At 69.3% G+C, this 19,135-nt stretch carries 13 protein-coding genes; 6 read left to right on the top strand and 7 right to left on the bottom strand.

Translation table 11 applies throughout. From position 1 onward, the window contains the following. The first annotated feature begins 40 nt into the window (after nt 1-40). A complete protein-coding gene (gene dinB / locus ABNX08_RS20850; protein ID WP_041681644.1) occupies nt 41-1,120 on the top strand; it encodes a DNA polymerase IV in 1,080 nt (359 codons plus the stop codon). Nucleotides 1,121-1,197: 77 nt separating this feature from the next. Here the strand turns inward: dinB and ABNX08_RS20845 are convergent, their stop codons facing one another. After that, nucleotides 1,198-2,184: a DUF2272 domain-containing protein gene (locus ABNX08_RS20845; protein ID WP_041681182.1), complete on the bottom strand. Its 987-nt coding sequence runs from the start codon at nt 2,182-2,184 to the stop codon at nt 1,198-1,200. A gap of 244 nt (nt 2,185-2,428) precedes the next feature. Beyond that, on the bottom strand, nt 2,429-2,707 hold the full coding sequence (locus tag ABNX08_RS20840) for an HU family DNA-binding protein (RefSeq protein ID WP_012354324.1): 279 nt from the start codon (nt 2,705-2,707) through the stop codon (nt 2,429-2,431). A gap of 1,168 nt (nt 2,708-3,875) precedes the next feature. Between ABNX08_RS20840 and ABNX08_RS20835 the strand changes: the two genes are divergently transcribed. Next, nucleotides 3,876-4,391, top strand: a complete 516-nt coding sequence (locus ABNX08_RS20835; RefSeq protein ID WP_022537044.1) for an SET domain-containing protein — start codon at nt 3,876-3,878, stop codon at nt 4,389-4,391. 45 nt (nt 4,392-4,436) lie between these two features. On the opposite strand, the gene ABNX08_RS20830 is transcribed toward ABNX08_RS20835, so the two are convergent. From ABNX08_RS20830 to phhA, 4 genes are all read right to left on the bottom strand, one after another. Next, the gene (locus tag ABNX08_RS20830; protein WP_022537043.1) at nt 4,437-6,113 is read right to left on the bottom strand and encodes a sensor histidine kinase; all 1,677 of its coding nucleotides are present in this window, start codon (nt 6,111-6,113) and stop codon (nt 4,437-4,439) included. A gap of 53 nt (nt 6,114-6,166) precedes the next feature. Next, nucleotides 6,167-6,871: a response regulator transcription factor gene (locus tag ABNX08_RS20825; protein WP_022537042.1), complete on the bottom strand. Its 705-nt coding sequence runs from the start codon at nt 6,869-6,871 to the stop codon at nt 6,167-6,169. 156 nt (nt 6,872-7,027) lie between these two features. Continuing rightward, nucleotides 7,028-7,330, bottom strand: a complete 303-nt coding sequence (locus ABNX08_RS20820; protein WP_041681643.1) for a 4a-hydroxytetrahydrobiopterin dehydratase — start codon at nt 7,328-7,330, stop codon at nt 7,028-7,030. Nucleotides 7,331-7,479: 149 nt separating this feature from the next. Then, the gene (phhA, locus tag ABNX08_RS20815) at nt 7,480-8,415 is read right to left on the bottom strand and encodes a phenylalanine 4-monooxygenase (RefSeq protein WP_022537040.1); all 936 of its coding nucleotides are present in this window, start codon (nt 8,413-8,415) and stop codon (nt 7,480-7,482) included. Between the two features lie 170 nt (nt 8,416-8,585). Between phhA and ABNX08_RS20810 the strand changes: the two genes are divergently transcribed. The 4 genes from ABNX08_RS20810 to pbpC all read left to right on the top strand — a co-directional run bounded on the left by ABNX08_RS20810 (nt 8,586) and on the right by pbpC (nt 18,164). Further along, the gene (locus ABNX08_RS20810; RefSeq protein ID WP_022537039.1) at nt 8,586-9,071 is read left to right on the top strand and encodes an Lrp/AsnC family transcriptional regulator; all 486 of its coding nucleotides are present in this window, start codon (nt 8,586-8,588) and stop codon (nt 9,069-9,071) included. A gap of 98 nt (nt 9,072-9,169) precedes the next feature. Next, complete coding sequence (locus ABNX08_RS20805; RefSeq protein WP_349608346.1) at nt 9,170-15,241, top strand: MG2 domain-containing protein; 6,072 nt, start codon at nt 9,170-9,172, stop codon at nt 15,239-15,241. After that, nucleotides 15,238-15,942 carry a lysoplasmalogenase gene (locus ABNX08_RS20800; RefSeq protein ID WP_349608344.1) on the top strand — a complete coding sequence of 235 codons (705 nt, stop codon included), beginning with the start codon at nt 15,238-15,240 and terminating at the stop codon, nt 15,940-15,942. The genes ABNX08_RS20805 and ABNX08_RS20800 overlap by 4 nt, the downstream gene beginning before the upstream one ends. Further along, complete coding sequence (gene pbpC, locus ABNX08_RS20795) at nt 15,939-18,164, top strand: penicillin-binding protein 1C (protein ID WP_349608342.1); 2,226 nt, start codon at nt 15,939-15,941, stop codon at nt 18,162-18,164. Before ABNX08_RS20800 ends, pbpC begins: the two co-directional genes overlap by 4 nt. Here pbpC and ABNX08_RS20790 read toward each other — a convergent pair. Next, entirely contained in the window at nt 18,153-19,079 is a 927-nt protein-coding gene (locus ABNX08_RS20790; RefSeq protein ID WP_349608340.1) for a LysR family transcriptional regulator, read from the bottom strand. The genes pbpC and ABNX08_RS20790 overlap by 12 nt on opposite strands. Nucleotides 19,080-19,135 lie beyond the last annotated feature (56 nt).

Raw genomic sequence — 19,135 nt, 5'->3', positions numbered from 1 at the left:
CTTCATTCTTCACACGGATAACGATACGGTGCCTGGCCACCTGTCCGCCCCGCCTGATGCCACGCCCGGGCTCCAGCGCAAGATCATCCATTGCGACTGCGACTGCTTCTACGCCTCGGTCGAGATGCGCGACGACCCGTCGCTGCGCGGCCGCCCGATGGCCGTGGGCGGCTCGCCCGACCGCCGCGGGGTGATCGCCACCTGCAACTACGAGGCGCGCGCCTTTGGCGTGCGCTCGGCGATGGCGTCGGCACAGGCGGTCAAGCGCTGCCCCGATCTGCTGATCGTGCGCCCGGCGATGGACAAGTATCGCGAGGTGTCGCGCCAGATCTTCGCGATCTACCGTGAATACACCGAGCTGGTCGAGCCGCTGTCGCTGGACGAGGCCTACCTTGATGTCAGCCGCTGCACACGCCACGCCGGCAGCGCCACGCGCATCGCCGAAGAGATCCGCCAACGCGTGCGCGATGAGGTGGGGGTGACGGTCTCGGCCGGCGTGGGGCCGAGCAAGTTCGTCGCCAAGATCGCCAGCGACTGGAACAAGCCCGACGGGCTGTTCGTGGTCAGGCCCGCGGCGGTCGACGCCTTTGTCGCCGCGCTGCCGGTGGAGCGCATCCATGGCGTGGGCAAGGTCACCGCGGCCAAGTTGCGGCGCCTGGGAGCCGAGACCTGCGGCGACCTGCGGCCCTGGTCGGCCGACCGGCTGCACCGCGAGTTCGGTGCCTTCGGGGCGCGGCTCTACCGGCTGTGCCGGGGCGTGGACGAGCGCGAGGTGTCGCCGGAGCGCGAGCGCAAGTCGATCAGCGTGGAAGAAACCTATGCCGACGACTTACCCGACCTGCAGGCGTGCCTGGCCGAGCTGGAGCCGCTGGTCGCGATGCTGGAGGGCCGCATTGCGCGGGCGCAGGCGCACGACACCATCGACAAGCTGACGGTCAAGCTGCGTTTCTCGGATTTCCGCCAGACCACGGTGGAGTGCCGTGGCCATGCGCCCGACCGCGCCGTCTATGCGCGCCTGCTGGCCGAAGGGCATGCGCGCCGCGGGCTGCCGGTGCGGCTGCTGGGCGTCGGGGTGGGGACCAGCGACCGGGATACGTCGCAGCTGGAATTATTCGACTAAACCCCATGGATTATTCAAGCGAATAATCAACGAACCAAAAAAATCACCAACTCGATAAGTCGCGACAATATTTTTGCCTACTGCAGGTCGTTGCGCATCACCAGCAGCCACGGCATATGCGAGTTGGTCAGGCCATCGAGCCGGCCTGAATCGCCCAGCTCGATCTCTTCCAACGACACCGACTGCTGCACGTTGCCGCCGATGGCGCGAATCACGCGCGCTGCCGGGTCCACCGCGACCACGATGTCGCAATGCATCGGCGTGGTGCCGAAGCCGATCTCGCCGATGTCCTCCAGGTAGCGGTCACGCCCGCGGCCCGCGCAGATGATGTCGCCGGGACGCGGCATGGCAGGCACCGGCTCGAGATGGAAGGCAGGCCGGGGCAGGATGCCGTCGCGCGCATCCACCACGTACATCGAATGCGACTGGCCGGTCAGGAACTGGCGCTCGTCCAATCCCGCCTTGCGCAGCACCCAGGAGATGAACACCGCCGACCAGGCCCACGCGCCCTGCGTCACCTGCCCGCAGCTGGGGGTCTCGCCGACGATGCCCCAGTAGCGACGGGCAAGGGTGCAGCCCAGCGGCGTCGCTTCCATGCCAGTGCCGTCGGGGAAGGACAGGCAGTGGGACAACGGCGGCTGGTTGGCATTGGTTTCGGTATCGGCGCTGGTGGGAAGCTGGCCGGGGGCCGGGCTATCGCCCGGGACCTCCGGCGGCTCGGGCAGCGGCGGGGGCAGTTCCGGTGCGGGCAGCGGACTATAGGTGACGCAGGCGCTATCGTCGCGGCCCAGCCGCACCACCTGGCCGCCCCAGCGTGCCCATTCCTGCGTGGCGATCTCGACGATGCGTTCGCGCGGCGTGGCGCCTGGGTGCGTTACCGGCCTTTCGTTGTCGGGCAGGGCGCGCGCCTGCGGGCGGGCGGGTTCGCTGATGGTGGTACAGGCGCTGAGCAGCGCAAGCGCCATGGCGGCACAAAATGCCTGTGGAGAAACCTGTGGAATCGACTGTGGAAAGCGCTGTGAATAACGCTGTGGAGATCTGCGGCGCGGCGGACGGGCGAACATAGGAGCCCCACGTACTGCGGCACCCGGTCCGGCCAGCAACGGCCAAGGCTGGACGCCTGTTGGAAGACTTCGCGCGCGATCGCTGTGGCTGCGGCTACAGCGATGCGGCGGATACTGCAGAAATTCCGGAACACTGCTGTGGATAACGTCCCCCGCCTGGCGCACACCTGCGCCCTCGGGCACTGGGCGGCGGCATGGCGGGGTCAGGCAAATCCGGGCCGTGCAGTGCTGCAGCCCGTCAGGCTCACTGGTTGACCGCGTCCTTGAACTTCTGGCCGGCCTTGAACTTCACGGTCTTGGCGGCTTCGACCTTGATTTCTTCGCCGGTGCGCGGGTTGCGCGCCATGCGCTCGCCACGCTCGCCCTTGCTGAACGTGCCAAAGCCGATGAGGCTCAGCGTGTCGCCCTTGGCCACGGCGTCCATGATGGCCGACAGGGTCACGTTCAGTGCCTGTTCCGCCTTGGCCTTGGTCAGACCGTCAACCCCGGCTGCGATCGCGTCGATCAGTTCGGTTTTCGTCATGCTTCACTCCGTATCGAGTTGATAAAACACAGGCGTCCCGGTCCCGGGCGGCCAGGCTGGCACGGCCCCGGCAAAGACGCCGCGGGCCACATGATACCGTGTCGGACAAGGCGCACCGGGAACAGATTGTTACGGGGTAGTTTCCGCCAGCCCGCTTCAGGCCGTGCCTGGCGGGAATGTGACGCAGCGTTCGGGGCTGCCGCGCAAGGGCAAAGGCGTGACGGAAACGCTCCATGAGGCCGCTAAGGGCCCCTGGACGCGTTCCGGGACCAGCAGGGGTAGGTCAGCGCGCCAGAGGCCCCTGAGAGGCTGTAGAGGGCCTCTCGTCGTCTTTCGCAGGCGGAGTAGCCCAGAAGTCTCAAATCGCTCAGGGACCGCCTATGGTGCCTCACAGGCGGCATGCACTATGTTGCACGTTTGCCCGCCCAGCCGCAGTTCACCGAAACCTTGCTGGTATTCGGCCCATGCATGGGCTCCCGGGCGCTTCCGTCAGGCACGCATCGCGGCGTATACGCCGTCGACACACCCGCGCCGCGTATACCTCCTGGGGGGCGTATACGCGACTTCCTCTCCAAAAACCAAAGCGTCTCCTGGCGTAAACGGCCACCTCCTTTCGGCTGAGCCTTGCTTCGGGGCCACCGGGCCGGGCTTGTTCTTTCGGTTTACCTCTTTCTTTTCATGTATACAAATAGTGGTAGTAGGTAAACACCCGCCTGCGCTGTGGAAAACCCCGTAAACGTCTTTTTGCTCAACGGTTTACGTAAACGAGAAGTGGTCTTATCCAGTGTTGGTCGAGGTGGATGACTCAGCCCTATGGATGAGGTCGGTGCCGGAGCCCCTCCGACTTATGCCTGATGCATCCCCATGCCAGCCCCAGGCAGCCCACATCGAATCCGCGCGCTTTTCCACAGTTCGGGGCCGGGTTATCCACAGCGGGAGGCGTAAACGATCGGCGCGACGCCGGGAAATGTTGTGGTGTATACCGCGCAAACCGGGTGGTCATACCAGCGCGCGAGGTATACCGTGGTCGCGCAGAGGTTGGCACGCGTATACCTGCGGCGCCTGGTGCCGGCACGCGCAAGGCGCACGTATACGTGTTGCGGCTGCGCCGGTATCATGCCGATCGCCGGCACGGCAGGCACAACAGGCGACACGCACGGATAGGCAAATGGCGGACAAGGCAAAGCGCAAGGCAGCGGGCGAGGGCAGGAAGAAGACAGCGAGCGACCGGATCGAGGTGCGCCAGTCAGGTGTGCACGGCAAGGGCGTCTATGCGATCGCGGCGATTGCCGAAGGCGAGCGCGTGATCGAGTACAAGGGCGAGCACATCTCGTGGAAGAAGGCGCTGGAGCGCCATCCGCACGATCCGAGCGATCCCAACCACACCTTCTATTTCAGCCTTGACGATGGCAGCGTGATCGACGCCAAGTACGGCGGCAACCGCGCGCGCTGGATCAACCACGCCTGCGCGCCCAACTGCGAGGCGCGCGAGAAGAAGGGCCGGGTGTTTATCCACGCGCTGCGCGATATCGCCCAGGGCGAAGAGTTGTTCTATGACTACGGCCTGGTCATCGACGCGCGCTATACCGCCAAGCTGAAGAAAGAGTTCGAGTGCCGCTGCGGCAGCCCGCAATGCCGCGGCACGATGCTGGCGCCCAAGGAAAAGAAGAAGAAGGACAAGTAAGGCGGGAGCCCGGACCAGCGGGCGCCGCACGCGCAGCGAGCGGGTTCAGGCCACCGAGCCCGCCGGCTCGCAGGGAATCCGGATCACGAAGCGCATCGTCGGCCGCCGCTCCGGCGTCCCGTCACCCGCCTGGGCCGGAGCCGTGACGCCGCCGGGCACCGGCGGCACATCCTCGATGCGGATGGTGCCCTGGTGCAGGGTCACGATCTCGTGCACGATGGCCAGCCCCAGGCCGGCGCCGCCGGTGGGTGCGGCACGGCCGCCCCCGCCCGGTTCCGGCGAGCGGTCACCGCGGAAGAAGCGCTTGAACACCTCCTCGCGCCGCTGCGGCGGGATGCCGGGGCCGTTGTCTTCCACCATCACCACCGCCATGCCGCGGTGGCCCATGGCCTCGCCGCCGGCGCGCACCGTGATGCGCCCGCCCGCGGGCACGTATTTCACCGCATTGTCGATCAGGTTGGACAGCGCCTCGCGCATCAGCAGCCGGTTGCCGCGCACGATCGCCGGCGCGCTACCGGTGAAGGTAGGGCCGGGCAGCACCTCGAAGCCCAGGTCGATGCGGCGCGCCAGCGCCTGCGGCACCCACTCGGCGCCGGTTTCGAAGGCAAGCTCGGCCAGGTCGAAGTGTTCCACCGGCCCCAGCCGTTCCAGCGACAGCCCGGGCTCGGCGCGCGCCAGCGACAGCAGCTGGTTGGACAGCCGCACCGCGCGGTCGGCCGCGGTCTGCACCTCGCGCAGCGCGTGACGGGTGATCTCCAGCGAATCGGCCTCCATGGCCCGGTCGGCGTGCAGCTTGACCGCGGTCAGCGGCGTGCGCAGCTGGTGCGCGGCGTCGGCGATGAATTTGCGCTGGGCGTCGAGCGCATCGCGCAGCCGTGCCAGCAGCGCATTCAGGCCGCGGATCAGCGGCGCGACCTCGGCCGGCACCTGGGTTTCGTCCAGCGCCGCCAGCGATCTTGCGGTCTGCCGGTTGAGCTTGTCGGCCAGGATCTGCAGCGGAACCAGTTCTTCCTTGAGCACGTGCGACAGGATCAGGCTGCCCACCAGCAGCAGCAGGATCAACGGGACCGAGACCGACAGCAGGATCTCGTTGGCGGCCGTCTCGCGCCGGTCCAGCAGTTCGGCCACTTCCACCACGATCGGCCCGCGCGCGGCCTTGCCTGCCTCGCTGGTGCCGAGTTCGTCCACGGCGGGGCTGGGCAGCATCACCGGCAGGCGCACCGCGCGCACCTGGCGGCCGCTGAACCAGGCGTAGAAGAGCCGGGCGTCGTGGAGCGTGGTCTGGCCGGTGCCGTAGCCGAGCCACGTGTCCATGCCGCCGATCAGCCCGTCGGGGCCGTGGATGCGCCAGTAGATGCGGTCGGTACCCTCGGCCTCGACCAGCGTCTGCGCGATCATCGGGATGTCCTGCTCCAGGCGCGGGCCGGCGATGTGGATCTGCTGGGCGATATTGTTGGCCACGCCGTACAGCGCGCGGTCGAACACCTGCGTGGTGTAGTGCGCCGCCAGCCAGTACGACAGCGAGCCGCTGGTCAGCACCAGTGCAAACAGCGGCGTGGCCAGCGCGCGCAGCAGGTGCACGCGCAGGCTGGGATTGGAGCCGGGGCGCGTGGCCTGGCGCATGGCGGGTGCAGCGGGCTCGGCGCCGGGCACGGCCGCGCTGCGGCCGGCGACAGGCTCGGCGGCAGAGGCGGAACGGGAATTACGGGATCTTGGCCACATTGCCGGCTAGACCGAGAGGCGCGGCCGCAACGCTGCCTGCGGCCGGTCGGGGTTCATTGGCCGGCGCGGTTCTGCAGCAGGTAGCCGAAGCCGCGCACGGTGACGATCTCGACATCGCTGTCCTCGAGCTTCTTGCGCACGCGGTGCACATAGACCTCGATCGCGGTGTCGCCCACGGTGTCGCCGCCTTCGCCGGCGGGGTGGGCAAAGGTGGCCAGGTGGTCCTGCAGCTGCGCCTTGCTGACCACGCGGCCCTGGCGCTGCAGCAGCAGCTCGAGCACAGCGAACTCACGCGGCGACAGTTCCAGCGGGCGGGCGTCGATAAACATGCGGCGGTCGTTGCCCGACAGGCGCAGGCGCCCCAGGCGCACATCGCGTTCGGGCGCGGCCTCGCCGTGCTGGCTGCGGCGCAGCAGCACGCGCACGCGGGCTTCCAGCTCGGGCAGCGCGAAGGGTTTGATCAGGTAATCGTCGGCGCCGGCATTCAGGCCGGAGAGCTTGTCTTCCAGCTCGTCGCGAGCGGTCAGGATGATCACGGGGGTGGTGCGGTTGCGGGCGCGGTAGCGCGCCAGCAGGGTCATGCCGTCGATGCCGGGCAGGCCCAGGTCGAGGATGACCAGGTCATGCTGCTCGCGCAGCAGGTGTTCGGTGGCATAGACGCCGTCATGGACGACGCGCACCTGGTGGCCGGCGCGGGACAGGCCGGCTTCAACGCCGCTGGCAATCTGGCGGTCGTCCTCGATCAGCAGGATACGCATGGCGGCTCGGGCAGGAAATTGGGCATGGCTGGAGGGAAGGCCCCTGGCGCACATGAGGTGCGGGCCTGCCGCAGATTGTACAAGGCGCGGGCGGCCGGTTCCTTACGGTTAGCCTACAGCCGCGCCCGCAGCCATGCCTGCCCGGCTGCGCTCCCCTCAGTCCTGCGCCACCGCGGCGGCGGCGCGCTCGATAAAGTGCGCCAGGTCGATGTCGCGCTGCGTCAGGCCGTTGGCGTCATGCGTGGACAGCGTGATATCGACGCGGTTGTAGACGTTGAACCATTCCGGGTGGTGGTCGGCCTTTTCGGCCTGGATCGCCACGCGCGTCATAAAGCCGAAGGCGGCGTTGAAGTCGTGGAAGGTAAAGCGCTTGAAGATCGCGTCGCGGTCCTGGACGGGGGTCCAGCCGGGCAGGTCGGCCAGCAGTGTGGCGCGTGCTTGCGGAGAAAGAGGGGTCATAGAGGGCTCGATCTGGTCGTAGGAAAACGAAGTCCGCAAAAATGCGGACAGCCGGCCCGCCCGCGCCGTGGCGGCGGGCATGCCGGCATTGTTTCACAAAGCGGGAGGTGGGGCAGGGCCCGAAGGCCCGGGATTGCGGGCGTTGCCGCTCAGATATCGTCCGTCTGGGCCCAGCCTTCGCGGGTGCCGACGTTGATCACCTGGTCGCCCGGCGCCACGTCGCCCGCGCCCAGCGTAGGCAGCGCGCGCAGTTCCTGGTACAGCGGCGCGAAGTCGGGCCGGGTGGCGTCGAACAGCTGCTCGAAGCTGTCGATCACGAAGTAGGTCTTCTGGAAGGTATCGATGCGGTAGCGCGTGCGCATGATGCGGCGCACATCGAAGCCGATCCGGTTGGGACTGGCCGAATCCAGGCTGTAGATCGACTCGCCCTGGCTGGAGAGGATGCCCGCGCCGTAGATGCGCAGCCCTTGCGGCGTGCGGATCAGGCCGAATTCAACGGTGTACCAGTACAGGCGCGACAGCATGTCCAGCGCGCCCATCCCGGCCGCCTTCAGGCCGCCCTTGCCGTAGGCCTCCATGTAGTCGGCAAAGACCGGGTTGATCAGCAGCGGCACATGGCCGAACACATCATGGAAGCAATCCGGCTCCTGCAGGTAGTCCAGCTGCTCGGGCTTGCGCATCCACCAGCTCGCCGGGAAGCGGCGGTTGGCCAAGTGCTCGAAGAACACCTCGTCCGGCACCAGCCCCGGCACGGCCACGACCTGCCAGCCGGTGGCGCGCATCAGCGTTTCGTTGAGCTGGTCGAATTCGGGAACGCGGTCCTTTTCCATGCCGAGCGTGGCCAGGCCTTGCAGGAACTCGTCGCTGACCCGGCCCTGCAGCATCGAGGCCTGGCGCTCGTACAGCTTGCGCCAGATGGCGTGGTCGGTGCTGGTGTAGCGGTGCACCGGCTGCTCGATGGTGAAATCGGGGCGCAGCGACTGGCCGGACAGCAGGCCGGCGTCGAACTGTTCCTTGAGCTTGTCGGTCAGGGTGCCCTGGAAGGCACTGTCGGGGGCTTGTGCGGCCGTAGCGGTGGCGGACATGGGGGAGCGTCTCCTTGGAATGCGTGGCTGCTGCATCGTCGGCAGCAAGAATGCGGATTTACTGCGTAGTTTAGACATCGACACGCGCAAACTGGCCGCATAATCCGCTTGTTTCTGGGTATGCGTGCATATAATGTGCATCGTGCGATCACAGAATGCGGGATTTGTGTATGACTGCCCAGAACGTCTCCCTCGACCCCTTCGACCTGGCCCTTTTGGCCGCGCTGCAGGCCGACGGGCGCTCCACCCATCAGCAACTGGCCGAGCGCGTACACCTGTCGCCCAGCCAGGTCGGCCGCCGCCTGGCGCGGCTGGAGGCCGACGGCGTAATCACCGGCTACCGGGTCAGCCTGTCGTCGCAAGCGCTGGGCCTGGGCGTGCTGGTCTTTATCAGCGTCAAGCTGGCTCACCACGGCGACACCATCATCGAGCGCTTCCGCGAAGAGATCCTGCTGCTGGAAGAAGTGCAGGAGTGCTACTCGGTGGCGGGCGAGGCCGACTACCTGATCCGCGTGGTCGTGGCCGACCTGCCCACGCTGGCCGAATTCACCATGAAGCGGCTGATGCGAGTGCCCGGTGTCGAAAGCGTGCGTTCGAATATCGTGCTGACCGCGATCAAGTGCGAGGGCGCGCTGCCGCTGTCCCACCTGCGCTGAATCTTTTCCCGCGGCCCGTTGCAGGATTGCGTACCGGTCTTGCACTCCTGTGGCGTGCGTGTCACCCTCGCCGGGTGCCATAACCGGAGGCTGGCAGGATGAAGGGAATCGTTGCCCGAGCAGATCGGGGCCTTGGCAAGGCGCCGCAGCAACCGCACGCACGGCGCGCCGCCGCTGCACTGGCCCTGGCGGGCGCTTTCGCATCGCTGGCGGGCGCCGGCGCCCAGGCGGCACAGGTGACCCGCTTCTCGCCGGAAGGCACGGTCGGGCAGGTCAGGCAGGTGGCGATCCGCTTCGACGAGGCGATGGTGCCGATGGGCGATGTCCAGGCCGCAGCGCCCGCGACGGTTTCCTGCACCGGCGCCAGCACCGGCGGGCAGGCCCGCTGGGTCGATGCGAAAAACTGGGTCTACGATTTCACCAGCGACCTGCCGCCCGGCGTGCGCTGCAGCGTGCGCATGCGCGCCGACCTGCGCAGCGCGGCCGGCACCGCCTACGCCGGCAAGCCGGAATACCGCTTCGAGACCGGCGGCCCCACCGTCATCGCCAGCCGTCCCTCGGGCGGCGAGATCGAGGAAGACCAGGTCTTCGCGCTGCGCTTCAACGGCGTGGCCACGCCGGCCTCGGTGCGCGAACATGCCTGGTGCCAGGCGCAGGGGTTGGGCGAACGCATCCCCGTGCGGCTGCTGTCCGGCCACGAGCGCGAGGCAGTGCTCAAGGCCATCTACTGGGAACGCATTGCCAAACAGGCGCCGGATGCCGTGCACCTGCTCGCCTGCCAGCAGCGCCTGCCGGCCGCGGCGCGCGTGCAGTTGGTGCTGGGCGCGGGCATTGCCACCCCGTCCGGTGTCGCCACGCGCGACGAGCGCCGCTTCGATTACACCGTGCGCGAGCCCTTTACCGCCAGCTTCAGCTGCGAGCGCGAGCACGCGCAGTCGCCCTGCACGCCGCTGCGACCGATGTCGGTCACCTTCTCCTCGCCGGTATCGCGCAAGCAGGCCGAGCGCGTGGTGCTGAAGGGCTCCGCGGGTCCGCGCGCGCCGAAGTTCGACCCCGACCTGGCGCCGGATGCCAGCCTCAATGTGCTGACCTTTGCCGCGCCGTTCGCGGAAAAGGCCCAGTTCACCATCGATGTGCCCAAAGACCTGAAGGACGACAGCGGCCGCACGCTGGCCAATGCCGACCTGTTCCCGCTCAAGGTCACCACCGCGGCGATGCCGCCGCTGGCCAAGTTCGCCGCGGCGCCGTTTGGCGTGGTCGAGCGCTTTGGCGAGCTGCCGCGCGGCAAATCCCCGGCGGACTATCCGCCGCTGCTGCCGGTGACGCTGCGCAATGTCGAGGCCGATCTCGCGGTGCGCGGCGTGCAGGCGCAGGCCGGCACCGTGATGAAGCTGAAGCTGGATGACGATGCGGCGGTGATGCACTGGTTCGGCCTGGTGCGCCGCATGCACGAGAGCAGCTATACCCGCGCGGAGCTCGATGCCGTGCTGGCGGGCCGCTCGCCATACCGGGTCAACAATCCGCGCAACGCCGTGGCGATCGAGACGCGCTCGGTGACGCTGCTCGAGCACGCCCCCGGCGTGCAGAAGCTGGCCGTGCCCAAGCCCTCGGGCGATGCGCCGCGGCCGTTCGAGGTGGTCGGCATCCCGCTGCCGGAACCTGGTTTCCATGTGGTCGAGATCGCTTCGCCGATGCTGGGCGAGGCGCTGCTCGGCAAGCGCGCGCCGATGTACGTGCGCACCGCGGCGCTGGTGACCAACCTTGGTGTGCATTTCAAGCTGGGGCGCAGCACCGGCAACGAGGACGACGGCAGCCGCAGCGGACTGGCGTGGGTGACCACGCTGGATGACGGCAAGCCGGTGGCCGATGCCGCCGTGGCAGTGCGCGATTGCAACGGGCGCCTGCTGGGCGAGGGGCGTACCGATGCCAGCGGCGTGGTGCGTTTTGGCAAGCTCGGCGCCGCGCCTGAGGCCAGTTGCGACCAGAACGGCCTGTCGGGCTATTTCGTCTCGGCGCGCATCGCCGCCGGGCATCCGCAGTCGCGCGGCAAGGCCGACATGGCCTTCGTGATGTCGGACTGGAACCGAGGCATCGAGAGCTGGCGCTTCCATGTGCCGACCGATACCAGCACGGCGCCCACGGTGCGCGCGCACACCATCTTCGACCGCACGCTGCTGCGCGCCGGCGAAACCGTATCGATGAAGCACCTGATCCGCGCCGAAACCTTGCAGGGTTTTGCGCTGCCGCCGGCCAGCCGGCCGCTGCCCATGCGCGCAGTCATCCGCCATGAAGGCAGCGGCCAGACCTACGAGCTGCCGCTGCAATGGCGCCAGACCGCGACCGGCGGGCGCAGCGCGGAAAGCACGTTCCAGGTGCCGCCGGCGGCGAAGCTCGGTGTCTACACCGTCGAGCTGGAAACGCAGAAAGGCGAAGGCGCGCAGGACGATGGCGGCGCGCGCAGCTACACCAGCGGCAGTTTCCGCGTCGAGGCTTTCCGCTTGCCGGTGCTTGCCGGCACGCTGCAGGTTGCCGGCAAGCCGGGCGCCGTGATCGCGCCCGCCGAACTGCCGGTCGGCGTCGAGATCCACTATCTCTCCGGCGGTGGCGCCGCCGGCCTGCCAGTGCGCGTGTCCGCGCTGCTGCGCGACAAGTACGTCAGCTTCCCCGGCTATGACGAGTTCTCGTTCAACCCGCCGCGCGCGGAGCGCGAAAGCACCAGGGGCGACGAGGAGATGGACCAGGATGAGCAGAGCAATGCCGACAGCCAGAAGCTGGTCGCCGACAAGCTGCCGGTCACGCTCGACAAGAACGGCAATGGCAGCGTGACGCTGCGCGAACTGCCCAAGACCGAAGCGCCGCGCGACCTGGTGCTCGAAGCCGGCTTTGCCGATCCCAACGGCGAGATCCAGACGCTGCGCCAGACCGTGCCGGTATGGCCGGCGGCGGTGGTGGCCGGCATCCGCACCGAAGGCTGGGTCTCGATCAAGCAGAAGCTGGCCGTGCATGGCGTGGTGCTGGACGTCAACGGCAAGCCGGTGGCGGACGCGCCGGTCAAGGTCAGCGCGCGGGCGCGCATCACCACCTCGGCGCGCAAGCGCGTGGTGGGCGGCTTCTACCGCTATGACAACCGCAGGGAGACGCGCGACCTTGGCACCGTCTGCGAGACGCGCACCGACGCGCAGGGCCGCGCGCGCTGCGAAGTGGCGCTGGACCAGGCCGGCCAGGTGGAACTGGTGGCGAGCGCGCGCGACAAGGACGGTCGCACCGCGCAGGCCGCGTCGACGGTCTGGGTCACGCGCCAGGGCGAGCTGTGGTTCGGCGGCGAGAACCATGACCGCATCGACCTGCTGCCCGAGAAGAAGTCCTACGCCCCGGGCGACACCGCGGTGTTCCAGGTGCGCATGCCGTTCCGCCACGCCATCGCGCTGGTGGCGGTGGAGCGCGAAGGCATCTACCAGACCCAGGTGGTCGAGCTGCACGGCAGCGATCCCACCGTGCGCGTGCAGGTGAAGCCGGAATGGGGCCCCAACGTCTACGTGTCGGTGCTGGCCCTGCGCGGGCGCCTGCATGAAGTGCCCTGGTATTCCTTCTTCACCTGGGGTTGGCGCCAGCCGGGCGAGTGGTGGCGCGCGTTCCGCAGCGAAGGCCGCGACTACGCCGCGCCGACGGCGCTGGTGGACCTGTCCAAGCCGGCCTTCCGGCTGGGGCTGGCCGAGATTCGCGTTGGCAATGCCGGCCACCGGCTCGACGTCACCGTCACGCCGGACAAGACGACATACCAGGTGCGCGGCAAGGCGCGCGTGGCGATCCAGGTCAAGTTGCCCGACGGCAAGCCCGCCGCCAACGGCGAGGTGGCGCTGGCCGCGGTGGACCAGGCGCTGCTGGAGCTGATGCCCAACACCAGCTGGGATCTGCTCGACGCGATGCTGCAGCGGCGCGGCTACGGCGTGGAGACCTCTACCGCGCAGATGGAGATCATCGGCCGGCGTCACTACGGCCGTAAGGCGGTGCCTGCGGGCGGCGGCGGTGGCAAGAGCCCGACGCGCGAGCTGTTCGACACGCTGCTGCTGTGGAACCCGCGCGTGCAGCTCGATGCCGAGGGCCGTGCCAGCCTGGACGTGCCGCTCAACGATTCGCTGACCAGCTTCCGCATCGTCGCCGTGGCCGACCTGGGCGTGGGCCGTTTCGGCACCGGCAGCGCGACCATCGCCGCGACCCAGGACCTGCAGGTGATTTCCGGCCTGCCGCTGCTGGTGCGCGAGGATGACCGCTATCGCGCCATGTTCACGCTGCGCAATACCACCAAGCGCGCGATGACGGTGCAGGCGAGCGCGCGCGGCACGCTGGTCGGCAATGAGGCCGCGCTGCCCGCGCAGACCGTGCAGATCCCCGCCGGCGAGGCGCGCGAGATCGGCTGGGACGTGACCGCGCCGGCGCTGCTGGCGTATTCGCGCAGCGGCACGGTGCAGTGGGAAGTGCAGGCGAGCGAGCAGGGCACGGGCGGCGCAGCCGACCGCATCAAGGTGTCGCAGCAGATCGTGCCCGCCGTACCGGTGACGGTGCAGCAGGCCACGCTGGCTCAGGTGGCGCCGTCGCTGTCGGTGCCAGTCAAGGCACCGCCGGGCGCGCTGAGCGATCCCTCCGGCAAGCTGCGCGGCGGGTTGCAGGTGAACTTCCAGTCGTCGCTGGCGGGCGGCATGCCGGGCGTGCGCGACTGGTTCCGCAACTACCCGTTCACCTGCCTGGAGCAGCGCGCATCGAAGGCCATTGGCCTGAACGACACGGCCGCGTGGGATGCACTGATGACGCAACTGCCGTCCTACCTCGATGCCAACGGGCTGGCCTCGTACTTCCCGCTCAATGCCGATGGCGACTTCGGCAGCGAAGTGCTGACCGCCTACCTGCTGTCGGTGACCGACGAAGCCGCGCGCGCCGGCCTGCTGCTGCGCATCCCCGACGCGCAGCGCGCGCAGATGGAGCGCGGGCTGACGGACTTTGTCGAAGGCCGCATCCGCCGCGACAGCTGGGCCCCGGTTGGCGGCACGCAGTACCTGGAAGTGCGCAAGCTGGCGGCGCTCGAGGCGCTGTCGCGCACCGGCCATGCGCAGGCACGCATGCTCGGCTCGATCCAGATCCTGCCGGCACAGTGGCCCACGTCCGCGCTGCTCGACTGGACCCTGCTGCTGACGCGCATGCAGGACATCCCGCAGCGCGAGCAACGGCTGGCCGAAACCCAGCAACTGCTGCGCTCGCGCCTGACGGTGCAGGGCACGCGGCTGGCCTTCTCTACCGAGCGCAATGACGACTGGTGGTGGATGATGGCCGGCGGCGACACCAACGCCGCGCGCCTGCTGGCGCTGGCTGCCGAACTGCCGGGCTGGAAGGACGACGCACCGCAACTTGCGACCGGGCTGCTGGGCCGGCAAGTGCGCGGCGCCTGGGGTACCACCACAGCCAACGCGTGGGGCATGCTGGCGGTGACGCGCTTCGCGCAGGTGTTCGAGAAGACGCCGGTGGCGGGCAGCACGCGCGTGAGCGTCAGCAATGCCGCCGATGCCACGCGCAGCTTCGACTGGGCGCGCGCGCAGCGTACCGATGGCGTGGCGCAGGGCGGCGTCGACCTGCCCTGGCCGGGTGGCGCTGACGGTGGCACGCTGCAGGTCGACCACGCCGGTGCCGGCCATCCCTGGACTACGGTGCGCGCGCAGGCCGCAGTGCCGGTGACCGCGCCGCTGGCCGCCGGCTACCGCATCAAGCGCACAGTGACGCCGCAGGAACAGGCGGTGGCGGGCAAGTGGTCGCGCGGCGATGTGTACCGCGTCAAGCTGGAGATCGATGCGCAGGCCGAGATGACCTGGGTGGTGGTCAGCGATCCGGTGCCGGCCGGCGCGACCATCCTTGGCAGCGGCCTGGGGCGGGATTCCCAGATTGCCACGCGCGGCGAGAAGCGCAAGGGCATGGCCTGGCCGGCCTATACCGAACGCACGCCGCAGGCCTATCGCGAGTACTTCGCTTATCTGCCCAAGGGCACGGCCTCGGTCGAATACACCGTGCGGCTCAACAACGCCGGCGACTTCGCGCTGCCGCCCACGCGCGTCGAAGCGCTGTATGCCCCCGACGTGTTCGGCGTGGCGCCGAACGCGCGGCTGGTGGTGGGGGCGCGTCCATGAGCTGGCAGGCGCTGAGGATGCCGGCACGCGTGCGCGAGTGGTGGCTCGCGGGGGCGGTCGCCGGCGTGGTCTACGGCGCGCTGCTGGTGCAGGTGGCGATGGAACTGCCCGAAGGCGCGCCGCTGACCGGGCAGATCGCCATGCAGCCGATATGGAAAAGCGCGATGGCGCTGCTGCTGGCGCGCGCTGCGTGGTTCCACCGGCCCGTGGCCGAGCGGAACTGGATGGTGGCGGCGCTGGTGTTCTCGGCGCAGGGCGACTTCCTGCTGGCGGTGCCGTCGCTGTCGGTCTCGTGTGTCGGTGGCCTGGGTGCCTTCCTGCTCGCGCACCTGGCCTACATGTGCGTGCTGGTGCCGCGTGCGGGTGACTACCGTGCGCACCGGCTGATCGCGTGCGGCGCCATCATGGGCGTGGCCGGCACCATGCTCGGCCGCTTCTGGCCCAACCTGGGCGCGCTGATGCTGCCTGTGGTGGTGTACGTGATCGTGCTCACGGCGATGGTGTGCAGCGCGCTGGTGGCGCGGCTGCCTACGCCACTGGCGGCTCTGGGCGCGCTGTGCTTTGCCGCATCGGACCTGATGATCGGCATCGCGCGCTTCCTGTTGCCGTTCGATAACTTCCACCTCAGCATCTGGTGGACCTACGCCGCCGCGCAGCTGTTGCTGGTAGCGGGCATCGTGTCGGGACGCGCGCAGGCATGAGGCCACATTGCCGTCGCGCCTTGCTGATCGCGGTAGTGGCCTGGTCCGCGCCGGCTGAGGCCTTGCCTTCCTTCGAACAGGTCCGCACCGACTGGCGCAGTGCCGACGTGGTGGTGCTGGACCGCCACGGCGATACCGTGGGCCGCGTGCGCGACGATTTCCGCGCGCGCCGCGGCGACTGGGTCGCGCTGGCGGATACCTCACCGGCATTGCGCACTGCCATCGTGCTGTCGGAGGACCGGCGCTTCTATGCGCATAGCGGCGTGGACTGGCAGGGCGTGGCCGCCGCCGCGTGGGCCAACCTGTGGAACACGCGCACGCGCGGCGCCTCGACGCTGACCATGCAGCTGGCGGGGCTGCTCGACGACGACCTGCGCCGGCCCGGCGCGGCGGGGCAGGGGCGCAGCTTCACGCAGAAGCTGGGACAGGCCGCGGGCGCAGCCGCGCTGGAGCGTAGCTGGAGCAAGGACCAGATCCTGGAGGCCTACCTGAACCTGGTGCCGTTCCGCGGCGAGCTGGTGGGCTTGTCGGCGATGTCACAGGTGCTGTTCGGCAAGTATCCGGAAGGGCTCAACGCGCGCGAGTCGGCGCTGGCAGTGGCGCTGGTGCGCGCGCCCAATGCGAAGGCGGCGCAGGTGGCGAGCCGCGCCTGCGGCATCCTGCGCGAGATGCGGGTGCCGCGCGAGTGCGACGGGCTGGAAGGCTTCGCGCAGCTCGCGCTGCTGCGTACCGGCCCGGTGGCACAGCGCGCGGCGGCAGCGATGGCGACCTCGGCATCGCCACAGTTTGCGCCGCACCTGTCGCGCCGGCTGGTCGGCGAAACGCGGGCGCAACTGGCGCCCGGTGCGCCGATGCCCGCGCGCATCGCCTCCACGCTCGACGCCCGCCTGCAGCGCGCGGCCATGGCCAGCCTCGACCGGCACCTGCGCGAACTGACCGGGCGCAATGTCGAAGACGGCGCGGTGGTGGTGATCGACAACGCCAGCGGCGATGTGCTGGCCTACGTGGGCTCGTCTGGCGCGCTGTCGGCTGCGGCGCAGGTGGACCATGCTGCCGCGCTGCGGCAGGCGGGCTCGACGCTCAAGCCGTTCCTGTACGAACAGGCGCTGGAAGAGAAGCGGATCACCGCGGCATCGCTGCTGGACGACCGGCCCGTCAACCTGCCGGTTGGCGGCGGGCTCTACGTGCCGCAGAACTACGACCACCGCTACGCCGGCTGGGTCAGCACGCGCGCGGCGCTGGCCGCGTCGCTGAACGTGCCGGCGGTGCGCACACTGGTGATGGTGACCCCGCACCGCTTCCACAAGCGGCTGGTGGCGCTCGGGCTGCCGCTGACCGAGGCGGGCGACTACTACGGCTACAGCCTGGCGCTGGGCAGCGCCGATGTATCGCTGCTGGCGCTGACCAATGCCTATCGCGCGCTGGCCAACGGCGGGCGCTACGCGCCGCCGCGGCTCAGGCAAGGCATGGCCGCGCCGGCGATGATACCGGTGATGCAGCCGGCCGCGAGCTACGTGATCGCCGATATCCTGTCCGATCGCCACGCGCGTGCGCGCACCTTCGGCCTCGACAGCCCGTTGACCACGCGCTTCTGGACCGCGGTCAAGACCGGCACCAGCAAGGACATGCGCGACAACTGGTGCATCGGCTGGTCGCAGCGCTATACGGTGGGCGTGTGGGTCGGCAATGCCAGCGGTGCCAGCATGCACGATGTCTCGGGCGTGTCGGGCGCGGCGCCGGTGTGGCATGACGTCATGGAAGCGCTGCACCGCGCGCAAGGCAGCCGCGCGCCCGCGGCGCCCGCGGGCGTGGAGCGCGCGGCGCTGACTTTTGCCGATGGCCTCGAACCCGCGCGCGAAGAAGTCTTCCTGACCGGCACCGCGATCACGCGCGTCAGCGTCGGCGCCCCCGCCGCGCGCCCGAGCGCACCGGTGATCGCCAACCCGGCCGACGGCACCGTGTTCGCCCTCGATCCCGACATGCCGCCCGCGTCGCAGCGCGTGTGGTTCCAGGCCGAGGGCGTGGCGGGGCAGGCCGCGCGCGCGGTCAGCTGGCGCATGGACGGTAAGCCGCTGGGCCGCGGCGGCGAGGTGGCTTGGCTCCCGTGGCCGGGGCGGCACCAGGTGGAACTGCTCGATGCCGCGGGCAAGGTGGTGGACCGTATAGGCATCGAAGTGCGCGGCGCATCGGTGCGCGCGCCGGCCACTGCCTCAAAGCGCTGAAACCGGCGCGCGCGCTTTCAGGAAGTCGACGAACACCCGCAGCTTGGGCGGCATCAGCACGCGGCCCGGGTAGTACAGGTAGAAGCCGTCGAACGGCGGCAGCCAGGCATCGAGCACGGTGACCAGCCGGCCGCTGTCGAGCGCGGCCTGGATATGGACCGGGAACTCGTAGATCAGCCCCATGCCATCGAGCGCCGCCTGGTGCAGCAGCGTCTTGTCGTTGGCGATCAGCGCGGCGCGCGTATCGACGGTAAAGGTGCGGCCGTCCTCCACGAACTCCCAGCGGTAGACGCTGCCGTGCGGACCGAAGCGGTACTGCAGGCAGGCGTGCGCGTGCAGCTCGCGCGGATGGCGCGGCGTGCCGTGGCGCGACAGGTAGGCGGGTGCGGCAGCCACCACCATGCGCAGCGGGCCGGTGACGGGGATGGCCACCATATCCCGCTGCAGCGCTTCGCCCAGGCGCAGGCCGGCGTCGAAGCCTTCGGCGATCAGGTCGGCAAAGCGGTCGTCCGTGACGACGTCGACGGTAATGCCGGGGCAGGCGCGCATGAATTCGGCCAGCAGCGGACGCAGCACCAGCGCGCCGGCGGTGGTCGGCGTGGTCAGGCGCAGCGTGCCGGCGGGCATGTCGCGCTGCTGGCGGATATCGTCGGTGGCGGCGCCGATCTCGGCCAGCGCGGGCTCGACGCGTGCCAGCAGCGCGGCGCCGGCTTCTGTCAGCCCCACGCTGCGGGTCGTCCGCTGCAGCAGCCGCACGCCCAGCCGCGCTTCCAGCTGGCGGATGGTCTGCGAGATCGCGGACGGGCTCACCGCCAGCTCGGTTGCGGCGGCGGTGAAACTGCCCAGCCGCGCCACGCGGGTGAATGCGGCCATGGCGGGCAGTGAATCGGCGTCGATTGTGAAGTCTGGCTTCATGATGCATGCAGCGTACCACGCTGTTTCCGCGCGGGTCGAGTGGCCATACTTGCCTG

The sequence above is a fragment of the Cupriavidus sp. DF5525 genome, assembly GCF_040149425.2.
Taxonomy (GTDB): Bacteria; Pseudomonadota; Gammaproteobacteria; order Burkholderiales; family Burkholderiaceae; genus Cupriavidus; species Cupriavidus pickettii_A.
This window is presented reverse-complemented; position numbering and strand designations above follow the sequence as displayed.